Here is a 16,484-nt window from a genome sequence, read left to right as displayed (position 1 = left end):
AAGATTATTTCTCATAAGGAACAAGAATTATTTCATCGCCTTCTTTTACATATTCGAACAATCCAATATGCTCGATATCAATTGCATGATGTTTTGTTTCAGAGAACGAGTAGCTTGCATTAACTCCATTAAGATTTTGAATATTTTCCATTGCCTCTATAATTTTTGATGATTCTGTGCTATCTGCATTCTTTATTGCTTCAAACAAGACATTAGCTGCGTCATATCCATTTGATACGCTCAAAGACATGAATAGCTGTGGATTATCTCTGTCTCCCCAATAACGATCCTTTCCATAGGCTTCCGAATAGGCCTCAGCAAATTCCTCTGCTTCTGGTGAGAGAGGATCATCTCCAAATACACCAATCATCGTTCCGATTGTTCCAACAACTAAATCCCCAGCTCCTTCTTTATATGGCAATGAAAGGGCTCCATTCGTCGCAACAAGGGGGATGTTCATGTCCAATCTGCTCATTCCTTTTCGTATGTTTGCTAAATCTGCTCCAAGCCCAACACATACGATAACTTCAGCACCAGCTTTTTTCAATTTAGCCAATTGAGCAGTCATATCTGGTGCTTTTTGGTTATATTCTTCTCGAGCCACAGCTTCGATACTGAATTTATCCTCCAACACACCTTCCACGAGATCCATTCCCGTTTTTCCGTATGCTGTACTTTCGTGGATCAGTCCAATTTTGTTCCATTTCTCACCCGCAAACGATCCCAAAACTTCTGATTCTACATCGTTTTGTAATGCAAAGGAAAATACATTTTTTCTTGGTCCATGATCTGTGCCATTTGGGTATGTAATTTCCGGAGTTTGGGCTACTGGATTAATATGGATCATGCCATTCGCTTCAGTGATGGGTACAGTAGCCATTGCGGGTCCACTGCCGGCTGGTCCAATAATCGCCACAATTTCTTCATCATCAAGAAGTTGTTGAAGATTTATAGCCGCTGTATCCGGTACCAGCTGATCATCAAGAATTTCCACTTCGATTGTCTTTCCGTTAATTCCTCCATCATCATTCCATTTTTGTATAGCCAGTTCAACTCCACGTTTATTTCCTTCACCATATTCACTATAAGGGCCAGTAAGAGCGGAAGTCATTCCAATCTTAATTGTTTCACTCGGATCACCATCTACTTGGTTTCCGCTACTGGAGCATGCCGTTCCTATGACCATAAAAACGGATAATAATAATCCGCCACATACTATTTTTGAATAACGTTTATTCATAGTTTTCCCCCCATTTATCAATAATTAATAAGATCTTGGTAATCCTAAATCATGCTGGGCAATAAAATTTAAGACCATTTCTTCTGAGACAGGAGCTATTTTGAATAGACGAACATCCCGCCAAATTCTCTCAATAAAGTACTCTTTTGCATAACCATAACCCCCCATTACCTGCATGGCTCGATCTGCTGCTTGAAAGGCAGTTTCACCAGCGATCAGTTTTGCTGTATTTGCTTCCGAACCATTAGGGAGATTTTGATCATATAACCATGCAGCTTTATAATTCATTAGCTGAGAAACAGCCAATTCTGCACTATGTCTTGCTAGCGGGAATTGAATACCTTGGTAGGCGCCGATTGGGGTATCGCGAAATACCTTTCTTTCCTTTGCATAATCAACCGCTAGCTTGATAGCTAGTTTGCCAGTTCCAATAAGGCCTGCTGTAGTGACGATCCGTTCAGCATTCAAGGTATCCAGCAAATAAGACCATCCCTTTCCTTCCACTCCTATTAACTGATCTTTATGGACCCTCAGATTTTCAATAAAGACGGTATCTGACCGCACACAATGAGTGCCTAATTTATCTATAGGTTGACATGTAATTGCCGGGTCCTTCGGATCAACGATAAAAAGACTGATTCCATCGGTTTTTTTTGCTACTTCATCTTTTTTTGTTGTGCGTGCAACTAAAAGCATTTTATCAGCAATATCTACTCCTGAAATCCAAATTTTCTGACCATTTATAATATAATGATCCTTATCTTTTTTGGCGAAGGTTGTTATCTCTAATGCGTTACTACCCGCATTCGGTTCTGTTAAGGCCATACAGAAATTCATATTACCAGAAGCAATTTTGGGTAGATATTCTCGTTTTTGATCCTCACTGCCATGTAAATTTATTGTTACTCCTCCAAAAACTGGAGTAAGCATGAAGAGCTGAGCGAGAGTAGAGCCAGCACCAGATAATGTAAGCTCCTCAATGACCATAGTCATTTCTGACATACCAAGTCCAGCACCACCATATTCCTCAGGGATTGCCAATCCCAGATATCCATTTTTCCCCAGTTCACTCCATAACTCATGAACAAATTCATGCTTCTCGTCTTTATCTAGCCAATACTCCAGTCCATAATTCTTTGCCAGTTTTCGTACAGAATCACGAAGCATTTGTTGTTCTTCAGTAAGTTCGAAATTCATCTCAACATTCCCCCCTGTTCTTCTTTTCTTAATAATCTTTTCAGCACTTTACCAGAAGGATTTCGTGGAAGTTCATTAATGAATTCCACCTCTTTCGGAACTTTAAATTTTGCTAGTTTCCCCATGCAGTGTTGTTTAACCTCTTCAGCAGATAGAGTATATCCCGGTTTCAACACGACAAAGGCTTTCGGCACTTCTCCCCATTTCTCGTGAGGTATTCCGATAACGGATGCTTCTAATATATAAGGATGTTCAAAAAGAATTCTCTCCACTTCCAGAGAAGCAATATTTTCTCCACCGCTTATGATCATGTCTTTTTTTCGGTCAACAATATAGAGATAGCCCTCATCATCCATTCTCCCAATATCTCCTGTGTGGAACCATCCATTGCGAATAGCTTTTTTAGTTGCTTCAGGATTCTTCCAATAACCTTTCGTAACTTTTGGTCCCCTGAATGTGATTTCTCCAACCTGATTCGGAAGACGTACATTTCCATCTTTATCGACAATTTTTACATCAAGATGGATACAGGGTAGTCCGACGGAACCAAGTTTTTCTAATGTTTTATTTTTTGGAAGAAATGTATCGCCTGAAACTGTCTCCGTTAATCCATAGGCATCACAGAACCATGCGTTTTTAAATAATTGCTGCACTTTTATCACTAAAGGTTCTGGCATTCTTTCTCCGCCACCGATAATATATCGGATCGAGTCTAGTTGATACTCGAAAGCTTTAGGCTCCTGAAGAATGATATTCGTCATAGCTGGGGCTAACCAAATCCCGGTCGTTTTTTCTTTTTCGATGGTTTTCACCACTTCAAGAGCATCAAACTTTCTTAAGATAACTACACTTCCACCACGATACAATGTAGATGTTGCTGTCAAATCAAGGCCACCGACATGATAAAGAGGCCCTGCAATCAGCGTTTTATCCTGTGCTGTAATATCAAATTCCCAAATATGCCCTATGTTTTTCCAATATAAATTTCCATATGTGATCATGACCCCTTTAGGTCGAGATGTCGTTCCAGATGTATACATCAATCGATGCAAATCTTCAAACTCTACATGTGCATCTGGTATATCAGCTCCTAAGTTGTCTGCTAGCATTTTTTCATAAAAGATCCAATCATCAGCTGGTTTTGGTGACAAGGTAATGAAATGTTGAAGATTTGTAACTCCATCCCTAATTGAATTTAATGTCAGATGAAAGGAATCTTCACTTATAATTACTTTGGCACCTGAATCTTCTAAAATTCCGGCGCATTCGTAAGCGGCTAAACGAAAATTTAAGGGTAAAAAGATAGCACCAATTCGGTTAACAGCGAATAATATTTCCAAATATTCAGAACAGTTATAAAGCAGAACGGCAACAATATCGTCTTTTTTTATTCCTAGTTTCAGCAGTCCTTGAGATAACGCACTAACTCTTTCTTGAAGAGTACGATAAGTGATTTTTTTATCCTGATAGGTGATGACTACTTTATCCGGTTCATTTGATGCGCCCCTAGTAACGATGGACGAAAAATTTTGATTACCCGTAAAGTTCATACATAATCCTCTCTTCTATTAACTTATTTACCTTGATATTGCGGACTTCTTTTCTCAAGAAATGCTGTAAGTCCCTCTACTCGGTCCTCCGAACTAAAATTAACTAGCCAGGCCTCCGCTTCTAATGCTAAGCCCTGAGTCAAGGAGATTTCGCTTCCCTGATTAATGGCAGTCTTTGCCTGCATCACTGCTATGCGACTATTCGTTAAAATTTTTTCCGCCATTTGGTGGCAATGAAACATAAGTTCATCATGTTTGACGACTTTATTAACAATTCCCAGTTCTTTCGCCTCCTCAGCTGTTAATCGGTTTCCAGTGAATACTAATTCTTTGGTAATCCCTTTACCAACCAGCCGAACAAGACGCTGAGTCCCTCCCCAACCTGGGTAGAGCCCAATACATACTTCAGGAAGTCCCAATTTCGCGTTTTCTGATGCAATCCTTATATCACATGCCAATGCTAATTCCATTCCGCCACCCAATGTATAGCCGTTAATGGCAGCTATGACGACTTTGTTGCAATTCTCAATTTGATTTAATACCTGCTGTCCTCTATACACAAACTTTTTTCCTTCCATCACATTCATTCTTTTCATTGCATCTATATCACCGCCGGCTACAAAAGCCTTATCGCCACCGCCAGTAATAATAGCAATTTGTATTTGATCATCTTGATCTAACATTTTGAAAGCTTCCTCTAGTTCATCTAATACTATTTCATCGATTGCATTTAGTCGTTCAGGCCGGTCAATCATGATTGTGGCAATACCCTTATCTTTTTCATATTTGATATATTGAAACTTATTATCCATCATGATTTCTCCCTTCTAATCAAGAGTGTATTCCTCGACCCATGCTGGAAAGGATCGCTTCAAAAAATGCTTCAGATAAGGTAGGATGTGGATGAATCGCCAACGCAAATTCCTCAGTTGTTGTTTCAAGGTGGATTGACATTACGGCCTCACCAATCAACTCTGATGCATTCGGTCCAATAATATGAACTCCGAGGATTTGGCCGTATTTCTTTTCCCTCAAAACCTTTACGAATCCCGTTGTTTCTCCGTAAGTCAATGCTCTTCCATTAGACTCGAAATAATATTTTCCTATATCAAAATCATAATTTTGGTCCTTTGCTTGCTTTTCACTTAACCCAACTGAAGCTATCTCTGGACTAGTATAAATGCAACGTGAGACGGTCCTATAGTCCATTGCTGAGGGGTTTTCCATACAGTTTTCTCCTGCTACCATGCCCTGTGCAGATGCTACATGGGCTAAATATTCCATGCCAGTCACATCACCAACGGCATAGAGTGATGGGATGCTTGTACGCATTTGTTTATCAACCCAAATATTTTTTCCTTCCATCCTCACTTCAAATTTGAGCAAACCTTCTATATTAGGCTTTCTTCCAGTGGCTATGAGAATATCATCGACCAGGATTTCTTCTATTCCTTTATCCGTTTCGACAGTAAGAATTTTTTTAGTGTTTTCCTTTTTTGTGTGTGTGACTTGAGATGAAACAAGGATTCGTACTCCTTCCTTCTTCAAGGATTCACTTAAACATTTGGCTACATCTTGATCTGCCTCAGGCAAAATTTGATCAGCGCTTTCAATTAAGGTTACCTTCACTCCAAAAGGGGCATAAATCCCTGCAAATTCACATCCGATGGCTCCGGCTCCTATAATTGCTATGCTTTTCGGTAACTCTTCTCGTGTCAATGCTTCGTTACTCGTCATTGGTCCTATATCCCTCAGTCCGGATATATTCGGTATAATTGGTTGTGATCCGGTAGCTATAATAATATTTTTAGCTTCAATCGAAAAAATATTTTCTTCTTGTTGGATTTCGATCTGGGTGGGGGAGATTACTATTCCTATTCCTTGAATGGACTCAACCTTATTTTTTTTGAGCAAGTGTATAATACCTTTTTGTAGTTTTTTTATTGTGTTTTCCTTGTAGTTCATCAGGTTTCCGTAATCTATTCGAGGTTGATCAAAGAAGATTCCATATGCAGAAGCATTTCTAGATAGTTTGAGAATTTCGGATGCTCTTAAAAGTGTTTTAGTAGGAATACATCCTGTATTCAGACATACACCGCCCATACTTTCCTTTTCAATGAGTGCTACTTTTCCACCTAGCTGTGCAGCGCGTATTGCAGCAACATACCCGCCGGGACCTCCCCCTATAATAGCCACATCATAAGCATTTTTGTTTTTGCTTTTTGTCATTTCTTGAGTTGGGCGTTTATTTGTTATCGATGAATGATCTGAATCTGCTTTTTTTTGATCTGTTTCAAATACAGCCAAAACTTCTCCGACTGTGACTGTTTCTCCTTCTCTTTTTTGAATGGAGACAATAAATCCGTCATCAGGTGAGTTTACTTCTACTGTAATTTTCTCTGTCATAAGATCAAGAATTGCCTGATCTTTTTTGACTTGATCCCCTTCAGCAACATGCCATGAATCAATGGTTGCATGCGTCATAGTCAGGCCTGCCTTGGGTACAATTATCTCTTTTTTCATATTCACTGCTCCTAATCAAGAGATTTGCAGAAGTTCCAAATTTTCTATTATGTCTTTGATATTATTTAAGAATAAAGCAGCAGGCACACCATCAATTACACGATGGTCAAAGGAAAGTGACAGCACCATGGTTTTACCGATTCGAATCTGACCATTTTGGACTAGCAAGTCCTCAATTATTCTTCCTATACCTAGAATTGCGCTTTCCGGTTGATTAATGATGGGTGTAAATGCGTCAACATTATACATTCCTAAATTACTAATGGTAAACCGGCCATTTTGTAAATCCTCCGGTAGAAACTTCCCTTGCTTGACTCGATTTACCTTCTCTTTCAATTCCTTTGAAATAACCGATAAAGATTTTTGATTTGCATGATGAATAACAGGAACAACCAGTCCGTCATCAAGTGCAACTGCAACACCTATATTGCAATCTTGATAATATACAATTTCTTGCTTATCAAGAGATACGTTAATCTTTGGATGATTCTGTAGACTTTGTGCAACAATCATAATCATGAGATCCGTGAAGCTGAATTTAATCCCATTTTTCATCCCTTGCTTCCGGTATTCGTCAAACCTTGTCACTTCTGCTTTGACCGTTATTGTAACGTGTGGAGAGGTTTGTTTACTGTACAGCATTCGTTCTGCAATAATTTTTCTCATGCCAGTTAACGGTATTCTGTGTTCGGATTCCAGTGCAGATTCAAAACTTGTCCGAGATACATTGGCTACAAGTTGGAGGACGTCAGAGCTCGTAATTTTCCCATCCAAGCCTGAGCCCCTAATTGCATTTAAGTGAATTTTTTCCACTTTTGCTATCTGTTTAGCTAGAGGAGTAGCCTTAACTATCTTAGGTTCCATTTTTTTAAATGTTTTGCTTCCGGAATTAATGTAAGCGCTTTTATTTTTTTGCTTGTAAAAACGCAGATCCTCTTCAATTATTCTTCCGGTAGCTCCGCTTCCTTCTACCTGGTCCAAGGGAATATTCTGAAGCTCAGCCATTTTTCTTGCACGGGGGGAAGCAAATATACGACTTACCTGTAATTTCATTTAAATCCTCCTCCCTATCAAGACAATGCAAATTGCCTTCCGACACAGATTCGCATGACGGCTTCTATAATTTTATTTTCATTCGGTAAATAGTAGTCCTCTAATGGTTTACTATAAGGGACTGGTGTAAAAGGTGCTGCTACCCTTTGAATTGGTGCATCTAGATAATCAAACGCCTCTTCTTGCACCATGGCAGTAATTTCTGCACCGATACCTCCAATTTTCACAGCTTCATGGACAATTACTAGTCTTCCAGTTTTAATCACAGACTGTAAAATTGAGTCTTTGTCTAAAGGAGTGATTGTTCGTGGATCAATCACTTCTGTGCTGATTCCTTTCTTATCCAACTCATTTGCTGCTAACAGTGCTTTCGGTACCATTTGTCCTAGAGCTACAATGGTAACATCATTTCCTTCCTTAACAACTTTTGCTTTTCCGAAAGGAATTGTGTATTCTTCATCCGGAACTTCCCCTTTTGAGCCATATAACATCTTATTTTCAATAAAAATGACAGGATTTTCATCACGGATAGCTGTTTTTAGTAATCCTTTAGCATCGTATGAATTAGAAGGCATCACTACCTTCAATCCAGGAATATGCATAAGCATCGCTTCTAAGCTTTGAGAATGCTGTGGACCCGCATTGGAACCTGCTCCTGACTGTGTCCTTATAACGAGCGGCAGGTTCATATTTCCTCCTGTCATGTATCGCATTTTTGCTGCTTGATTTAAAATCATATCAAAGCAAACCCCTATGAAATCAATAAACATAATTTCTACAACAGGTCTTAACCCACTTGCAGCAGAACCCACAGCTAAACCCACAATCGCACCTTCACTAATAGGTGTATCGATAACACGTGACCCTCCGAATTCTTTTAGTAACCCTTTTGTTACACCAAATGAACCTCCCGAGGCTCCAATATCCTCTCCCGCTATAAAAACCTGTGGATTGAGTGTCATTTCCTCTTTCAAAGCTGCATTTATCGCCTGATTAAAACGCAACAGTGCCAATTTATTTACCTCCCTGAAGTAGCAGCATATACATCTTCTAGCGTTTCTTCTCCCTGAGGAAGTGGACTGTTTTTTGAAAATTGCTCCGCTTCATCCAATTCCTTTTCTACGAATTTTCTGATTTCCTCAAGTTGAGGATTAACTATTTTATATTGGTTGGTCATGACTTTTTCTAAAGCGAGGATTGGATCTTTTTTCTTCCATTCTTGAACCTCACCTTCTGGACGATACCTCTGTGGATCTCCTTCATAATGACCAGTCCAGCGATTGGTAAAACACTCGACAATTACAGGCCCATTTCCTGCCCGAACAGTTTCAATGATAAAAGATAATTTTTCAAAAACTTCCAGTGCATTGTTGCCATCCACACAAAATCCTTCTAAACCATAGGCTTTACTTCTTTCAGCTACAGTCAGGACAGGTAAATGAGTACTACGGGATGTGAATTCAGCATATTGATTGCTTTCGCATAAAAAAATGATAGGTAATTTTAATACAGCAGCCATATTCAATGCTTCGTGAAAATACCCCGATCCTGATGCACCTTCTCCAAAGAATGAAACAGCGACTTGACCATTTCCTTGTGATTTAGCAGAAAGGGCTGCACCTACAGCGATTGGTAACCCGGCTCCAACTATCCCGTTTGCACCGAGTATGCCAATATCTACGTCGGCCACGTGCATCGAACCTCCCTTTCCTTTGCAATAACCCGTTTGTTTCCCAAATAATTCAGCCATCATTTTTTTCACATTAGCACCTTTTGCGATACAGTGTCCGTGACCTCGATGAGTACTTGTAATATAGTCATTCTCACGGAGGTGGGCACAAACCCCAGCAGCAACTGCTTCCTGACCAATAGATAGGTGAAGGAACCCTGGAATATGTCCACTGGCGAACAATTGGGACATTCTCTCTTCAAACCTACGTATCATTACCATCGTTTGATAAATCCCTAATAGGTGCTGTTTGTTCACTTCCAACTCTATCTTCTCCTTTAGAGGTTATTTGACCAAACCGTTCATGATCATTCCGATAAATATATCAGCGAGTTCTTCAATTGTTTTTTTACCTTCTGGCTTATACCAGGTGTACATAAAATTGCCGGCTCCAAGTATATACAATACGGCAATTTCACTGCTGGCAATTGAAAATACTCCCTGATTTCTTCCCTCTTCAATTGCCTTAATAAATATCTTTTCATAATCATCTCTTTTTGATTTAACTTCTTGTCTTTTTTCTTGACTTAAATATTTCATTGCTTCAAAAAATAAAGTGATGTCATCCTTGTATTGATCGATTATGGCGAGATGAGTTTTTAGGAGTTTAACTAACTTTTTCTCCGGGTCATTAACTTCCTCTTCTACTTTTCGCAACCAGCTTAACCCCTCCATAATGAAGCGATCATGAAGCAAATACAGGACCTCGTCCTTACTTTTTAGATAATAATATAATCCACCCTTGGTTAATCCAGCTGCTTCAGCAATGTCCTGCATGGATGTTGGATGATATCCTTTCGTCACGAACAAGGATAATGCTACATCTAAAATTTCAGTTTTTGTGTCACTCCCTTGTCTTCTGGTTACATTTGTTGAATCTGTTGTCATTTTTTCACACCTTTTCTATAAGCCTCTCATATGAACACTCTGAGATATTAATTAATTTGTGTATATTTTTCCATTTTACTGCGCATTTCTCTTGGAATAGGAGCACTTTTTTGTTTATTTAAATCAAAATAAACCATTACTGCTTCACCATTAGCCAGTAATTCATCAGATCCAATATTTCGCAGCTCATGACAAAGCTTGAAACTACTTCGACCGATCTCATCTATTTTAGATATTATAATTATTTTATTATTAATATATATCTGTTTCTTGTAATCACATCTTATAGAAACGAGTACAAAAGGCCAATCTTCAATCTTATTAATGATCTTGCAATCCATCATAAAATCCACACGAGCCTGCTCCAAATATACGAGATAGCTTATGTTATTAATATGCCCCAAAGCATCAGATTCACAATACCTTGTGCGGATTTTGGTATGGTGGATTATGATCCTCACCTCCTAAGATTAGAAACTATCTAGATGGTATGTTACTAGAGAATTGCGAACTTATAGTTAAGATTCTATCATTGACCAAACTTTAATACTTTGTATAAACAAATAATACCGACTAGATGGTATGTTTGTCAATATAATTAGAATATTCAATTTAAATATTTGGTATATAGCACTAGTGTTGCATTAAAAAATATTAAATTTTAAAAACACTCAAGTGGATATATAGAGGTAAATTAAAACCATAAAAGCCAAAACGAATACTATAACAGAGCAAAATGGTGTCGAATAGGAAGTAAAATTTATCTTATATTTATTCAGAAAATATTCTAATATATACCAAGATTTTTAGCGACGCCTCTAATCTCTCCTCCTGCTGTGAGCCCTCCATCCACCACAATTTCACTTCCTGTAATAAAAGAAGAGTCATCTGAAGCCAAAAATAGAACTACTTTTGCAATTTCTTCGGGTATACCTGCTCTCTCCAAAGCTGTAACTTCATAAAATGCTTCGACCATCTCTTTAGCAGGTTCCGTTAGAGGTGACCAGATAAATCCAGGATTTATGGAATTCACTCTAATTCCCCAGTCTGCAAATTCCATAGCTGCAGCTTTTGTCATGCCACGGATCGCCCATTTACTGGCTGTGTAGGGTGCAGCGAAATACCCCGTCATTCCTGCAATAGATGACTTATTTATAATGGAACCTGATCCAGAGCGTTTTAACAGTTCTGAACAATATTTCATTCCTAAAAATGTTCCCGTCTGATTGACAGCAATAACTTTGTTCCATTCTTCCAAGCTACAATCTACAAACGTTACTCTTTTGGTGATTCCTGCGTTGTTAACTAAAATGTCAAGCTTGCCAAATTCTTTCTCAATATATTCCACTGCGTTCTGCCAATCTCCCTCTCTCGTTACATCTAATTTTAAAGGGACTACTCTTGCAGATCCTGATTTCTCTACAATCTTGACCGTTTCCTCTAGTTCCTTTAAGAGAATGTCTGCCATAATGATAACATTCGCACCTTCTTCAGAAAATGACATACATTCCATAGCACCGAGTCCTCGAGCACTTCCTGTGATTAATGATATTTTCCCTTTAAGTCTTTCCCCCATTGCTGCACCTCCATACTCTATTTAGAATCCTATGTATGTGATACATTCAGTATTTCACTTAAAATTTATTTTTTAGTATTATGATAATAAGTAATATCCAACTTACATCTTAATTCTTATCTTTGATTTTTCCCCCCTGGCTAATTAAGACACCAGGGAGAAATGGGAAGATTAATTTGTGACTTGTTCTAGCATGAAATCATGAAGGTGCTGGTCTCCTTTACGAGAAACCTCCGTAGATAGAAGGACCGCGCAACTTGGACAGAAGAACTCTCGATAAATGACTTCGGCATCAACAAAGCGCTCCAAATTAACATCCTTTATACCAATCTTTCCTATATCTTCTTCTCGAACAGGAACATGATCTTTAAAATTTTGTTCACCAGAAGCTAGCTCTTCTCCACAATGGGTGCAGCAGATATGAGTGGTCCCATTGTTTTGTTTAAACCAAAAATTATCACCTAGCGTCGTTGCATTTTCAGGTAATTGGAATTTCACTTGTGTTAAGGACTCTAGTCGGCTGGAGATTTGAGCTCCAGCTTCTTTAAGGCGGTTACGACGAATTTGCAATCTTAAATAATCTGTTTCATTAGCATCAATTGTTTGCTGATTTGTAAGGACTACTCCGTATACCGTCTCGGCAAATTCTACTGATGTTGTTCCTGTTTCTACATCTAGGCGTACTAGTTCAGGATCTCGATCAAGTGGATCGCCATAACCTGCACAAGATCCCCAGTTCCATTCAAGAACATCGTCCGCACCTAATTCAATAGCTGGTCCTTTTCCTGTTAACGGAGGACGCTCACCTTCTAGCTCTTCAACACTGTCTATGAGTCGTCCAGAAGTCATAATATTTAATATATTTGAATTCTTAATCAAAACAGTTTCACCTCTGGTACCCGGGGATCCCCCAAGTACACCAGAAGTTTTTGGTATACCCTCTGCAGTATAAACTCCAAGACCAACTTGTCCTTTATGGGGCATGTAAGCCAGAATACCACCGTTGCCGCCCCTGAATTTTCCTGCTCCAGCAGAATCTTGGTGTTCCTTTCTATATAGATAAAGGATCGGCCAATCCCGTTCATAACCCTCGACATTTGGTCCCTGCCCTTCCGGTATCCACCATTGGCCGTCAGCGAATGAACCATCTCGATATGGGGTTGCACCACTGCTGCCAATCATCGTGTCTAACATCGGTCCAACATAATATTCCCCGCGCTGATTAATACCTGAATGAATATGAATTTGCCATTGACCATTCGTCGTACTTAGTGCTAATTGACGAAGTGCAGGATCACTTGATGCTAACAACATTTTAGATATCAATGTATTAGCCATCGCCACCCCTAACTCCGTTGCATAAATTCCTGCAGGACTTACAGCGACTCCGTAATCTGGGCAGGTCATTGTTCCTGGAGTAGGATTGAAAGTACAGTGTCTCGCTGCCCCTCCACCACCAGCTCCCATTTGATCAGCTAGCAAAATGACGTTAAATGCAGATAGAATGGCTCCTCGCCAAGCAGCGAATGGTAAATTGATTGCCCCAGCTTGCTCTTCTGTACCGTTATTTTCAATTGTTAACGTGTCACCCTTTTTTGTAATAGATAACTCGATTCGGTAGACACCACGATCGCCCGTCACGGCGACTTCCTGGTAGGCACGCTCTTTCCATGTTCCGTCTGGAATGGTCTGAAGTCGTTCGAGCAGAGCGTTTTCACTTGTATCAAGAATCTTTTTCATGACACCTTTAACGGTTTCAGGTCCATATTTTATTATTAAGCCTAGGATTCTAGTTTTTGAAGCATGACAGGCTGCAATTGCTGCACGTAAATCTAATGCTACATTTACGGGTGTACGAGATTGACGTCTGAAAGCTGCTTCGATTTCAATATCTAGTTTACCTTCTTTAACAATTCGCATAGGTGGAAAGACTGGTGGATCATGAAAAATATCTTTTGCCCCTGGACAAAAACTACCAGGAGTAGTCCCGCCAACGTCATTTTGGTGCAGACAGTTCGCTACCCAGCAAAAGATTTCACCCTCCCAATAAACCGGTGCAAAAATACCAACATCTGGTTGATGAGCTGTTCCAACCCAAGGATCATTTTGCATAAAAACGTCTCCGTCATGAATGCCTGGTTCCTCTCCGCGTTTTTCGATGACATATTTAATCATTACATCAAGCATTCCACCAAAATATTGTAAGTATGGGCCAAAGAATAAAATTTCAGCATCTTCAGTGAATATAGCTGTTTGGAAATCCCTTGTTTCTAATGTAATTGGGGATACGGCTAAATTTTCTACAATCTTTCCTTGTTCTAGGTTTGCATTCCAAAGGTTATGTCGAACTACTTCATAGGTAATTGGATCAATATCTGTTTTGTAATTACGGTGTAGTTTTACAGATGGTGGAATTTGTAATGGCTCAACCGGGATATAAGCATGAAGATTTCCGTCCCAAAATTTACGATGGTTGTCTATTGAGTGAGATGTTGTCATGGTCAAATTTTTCCTCCTCCAAATTTGTATTAATTCGAATGATATAATCTCCATGAGTTGTTTTCATAACAGTTTGGTTTACATCCACTACAATTGAAGTCCCAAGTAAATCAATAACTGCTGGTCCTTCGATGATGTTCTCACTATTTAGTAAACTTCCATTATAGATATTCGTTTCCACTGGTGGACTGTTACGACTAAAATATACGTGACGGCTAGATTTTAAAGCTTCTGCTGCTGGAGTTTTGCCACTGCCTGGCAGCCTTTTTCGTTCGAATTTCGGTACTTCTATCATTGGTTCGCAACGTACTGAAACGATTTCTACCTTCGCTTCAGGCAGAAGAGCTGCGGAACCATAACGTTCTTCATATTGATGAGTAAATTCTGCGATCAGTTCTTGTACTTTTTCCTCATTCAATGGACTGTCAGGAATCCTGATTTCTAATTCATGCCGCTGCCATTGATAACGCAGCTTAGCAAAACGTGAAAAATGAATGGAGACATCCTCACTGATCTCTTTATCTACTATATTTTTACCTTTTATTTCGAGATTCGTTAATCGATCATCCAATGTCTCAGGTGCAAAAGGAGATAGGAGACCAACTTCCTCTTCAAGTTCATAGCGAATGTCACTAGTGGATATGCCAAAAGCAGACCATACAGATGAAGTTTCACCTGGAACGACAATCATTTTGATTCCGAGGTCACGTGAATACGCAGCTGCATGTATTGGACCTGCACCACCATAAGCAACAAGAGCAAAATCGCGAGGATCAAATCCTTTACCTATAACCTCATTCTCAATAATGTTAGCCATTTTGGCATTAACAATTTCTACTACACCCATAGCGGCATCAATAATTGAAATTCCAAGAGGTTCAGCGATTGTTGACACGGCTTCTTCTGCCAATCCAACACTTGGTTTTAACCCTCGACCATTTCCAAAACCAAAAACTGTTTCTGGATCAATATACCCTAGTAAGAGATCAGCATCGGTAACGGTTGGTTTAGTCCCTCCTAAACCATAGCAGGCTGGACCAGGATTAGCCTTGGCACTTTGGGGACCTACTCGCATTGCTCCGCTATACGGATCAATCCAAGCGATACTTCCTCCTCCAGCACCTATCGAGATTATTTCTACATTTGGAACGTTATACTGATATTTCTCTAAGATTGTCTTTTCAGCTGAAAGTGGCTGTCCATCCCTAATCAATCCAATGTCAAAGCTTGTCCCCCCCATGTCTGTAGCGATAAGATTATTTATACCAAGTTCACTCATGATTTTGACGCAACCCATAATTCCTCCGACTGGACCCGATCCAATGGTTTGTACAGGTAGCTGCTTGCTTCTCTCTAGTGGAATCATTCCTCCGTGGCATTGCATTATGAGTAAAGAAGCATCGACTCCTTTCCCACGAAGACTTCCTTTAATTTCCTCCAAATATTTCGAAGTAACTGGTCCAACATATGCATTGATAACGGCAGCAACTGTACGTTCATACTCCCCGAGAGTCTTGGTGACTTCATGACCGCACGTAATAAAGATTGAAGGGTCCATTTCATGAATAATTTCTTTAACACGCTCTTCATGTAAAGAATTTTTAAACGACCAGAGGAACGAAATGGCAATAGCATTAACCCCTTGGTCCAACAACGTACGAGCAGCTTTTCTCACATTATTTTCATCTAGCTGTACAATTACTTCTCCCTGAGAATCGATACGTTCCGTAATTCCAAATATAGAATCTTTTGACACCAGCGGAGTTGGTTTGCTAGTCTCTGTGATTTTTAATATATTTTCCGAAGGTTCCCCTGTTACACGTCCGAGTCCGCGCATCATATTAATTGTGTCTTCAAATCCCTTTGTTGTAAGTAAGCCAACATTTGCACCATTGTGTTCTACAACTGTATTGGTGGCTACTGTAGAACCATGTGAGATCATTGTGATATTTTTGTAAAGATCATTGGGGCTTATATTTAACTTCTCTGCTGCAGATTCAATACTATTAAAAAATCCTGATTTAAACTGATCATTGTATGAAGTCAAAGCCTTTCCTTCTGCGACTGTCCCCTCACTAGTAACGATTACAGAATCCGTAAATGTTCCACCAATATCTACAGAACAAATCAATTCAAGCATAGAATTACGCATAATCACTAACATCCTTTCCATTGTTTTTTGAAGGATCCATTGCTTTGACGAATTTTTAGGAATTAAAGTAGTTTAAA

The 16,484-nt window shown here is 39.3% G+C and carries 13 protein-coding genes; all 13 read right to left on the bottom strand.

Annotated elements, in window-relative coordinates:
• Positions 1 to 4: 4 nt before the first annotated feature.
• The 13 genes from KP78_RS13665 to KP78_RS13605 all read right to left on the bottom strand — a co-directional run bounded on the left by KP78_RS13665 (position 5) and on the right by KP78_RS13605 (position 16,407).
• Entirely contained in the window at positions 5 to 1,240 is a 1,236-nt protein-coding gene (locus tag KP78_RS13665; protein ID WP_200889229.1) for an ABC transporter substrate-binding protein, read from the bottom strand.
• Between the two features lie 24 nt (positions 1,241 to 1,264).
• The gene (locus KP78_RS13660; protein WP_041089732.1) at positions 1,265 to 2,437 is read right to left on the bottom strand and encodes an acyl-CoA dehydrogenase family protein; all 1,173 of its coding nucleotides are present in this window, start codon (positions 2,435 to 2,437) and stop codon (positions 1,265 to 1,267) included.
• Entirely contained in the window at positions 2,434 to 3,987 is a 1,554-nt protein-coding gene (locus KP78_RS13655) for an acyl-CoA synthetase (protein ID WP_041089730.1), read from the bottom strand. The genes KP78_RS13660 and KP78_RS13655 overlap by 4 nt, the downstream gene beginning before the upstream one ends.
• Before the next feature lie 23 nt (positions 3,988 to 4,010).
• A complete protein-coding gene (locus tag KP78_RS13650; RefSeq protein WP_041089728.1) occupies positions 4,011 to 4,799 on the bottom strand; it encodes an enoyl-CoA hydratase/isomerase family protein in 789 nt (262 codons plus the stop codon).
• A 19-nt stretch (positions 4,800 to 4,818) separates the two neighbouring features.
• Complete coding sequence (gene lpdA / locus KP78_RS13645; protein WP_041089726.1) at positions 4,819 to 6,510, bottom strand: dihydrolipoyl dehydrogenase; 1,692 nt, start codon at positions 6,508 to 6,510, stop codon at positions 4,819 to 4,821.
• A 15-nt stretch (positions 6,511 to 6,525) separates the two neighbouring features.
• A complete protein-coding gene (locus KP78_RS13640) occupies positions 6,526 to 7,563 on the bottom strand; it encodes a CatA-like O-acetyltransferase (protein WP_052474828.1) in 1,038 nt (345 codons plus the stop codon).
• A gap of 17 nt (positions 7,564 to 7,580) precedes the next feature.
• On the bottom strand, positions 7,581 to 8,576 hold the full coding sequence (locus KP78_RS13635) for an alpha-ketoacid dehydrogenase subunit beta (protein ID WP_041089724.1): 996 nt from the start codon (positions 8,574 to 8,576) through the stop codon (positions 7,581 to 7,583).
• A gap of 5 nt (positions 8,577 to 8,581) precedes the next feature.
• On the bottom strand, positions 8,582 to 9,550 hold the full coding sequence (locus tag KP78_RS13630) for a thiamine pyrophosphate-dependent dehydrogenase E1 component subunit alpha (protein WP_235420948.1): 969 nt from the start codon (positions 9,548 to 9,550) through the stop codon (positions 8,582 to 8,584).
• Positions 9,551 to 9,577: 27 nt separating this feature from the next.
• On the bottom strand, positions 9,578 to 10,180 hold the full coding sequence (locus KP78_RS13625) for a TetR/AcrR family transcriptional regulator (RefSeq protein ID WP_052474827.1): 603 nt from the start codon (positions 10,178 to 10,180) through the stop codon (positions 9,578 to 9,580).
• 47 nt (positions 10,181 to 10,227) lie between these two features.
• Entirely contained in the window at positions 10,228 to 10,641 is a 414-nt protein-coding gene (locus tag KP78_RS13620; protein WP_084220071.1) for an acyl-CoA thioesterase, read from the bottom strand.
• Positions 10,642 to 10,967: 326 nt separating this feature from the next.
• Positions 10,968 to 11,756, bottom strand: coding sequence for an SDR family NAD(P)-dependent oxidoreductase (locus KP78_RS13615; RefSeq protein WP_041089720.1), 789 nt, complete (start codon positions 11,754 to 11,756; stop codon positions 10,968 to 10,970).
• Between the two features lie 171 nt (positions 11,757 to 11,927).
• On the bottom strand, positions 11,928 to 14,255 hold the full coding sequence (locus KP78_RS13610) for a hydantoinase B/oxoprolinase family protein (protein ID WP_041089719.1): 2,328 nt from the start codon (positions 14,253 to 14,255) through the stop codon (positions 11,928 to 11,930).
• Positions 14,221 to 16,407 (bottom strand): hydantoinase/oxoprolinase family protein, encoded by a 2,187-nt coding sequence (locus tag KP78_RS13605; protein WP_052474825.1) that lies wholly within the window; start codon positions 16,405 to 16,407, stop codon positions 14,221 to 14,223. The genes KP78_RS13610 and KP78_RS13605 overlap by 35 nt, the downstream gene beginning before the upstream one ends.
• Between the last annotated feature and the right edge of the window lie 77 nt (positions 16,408 to 16,484).

The organism is Jeotgalibacillus soli, from assembly GCF_000829435.1.
Lineage (GTDB): Bacteria > Bacillota > Bacilli > Bacillales > Jeotgalibacillaceae > Jeotgalibacillus > Jeotgalibacillus soli.
The sequence above is the reverse complement of the archived record's forward strand: the minus strand, read 5'-3'. Positions and strand labels throughout refer to the sequence as shown.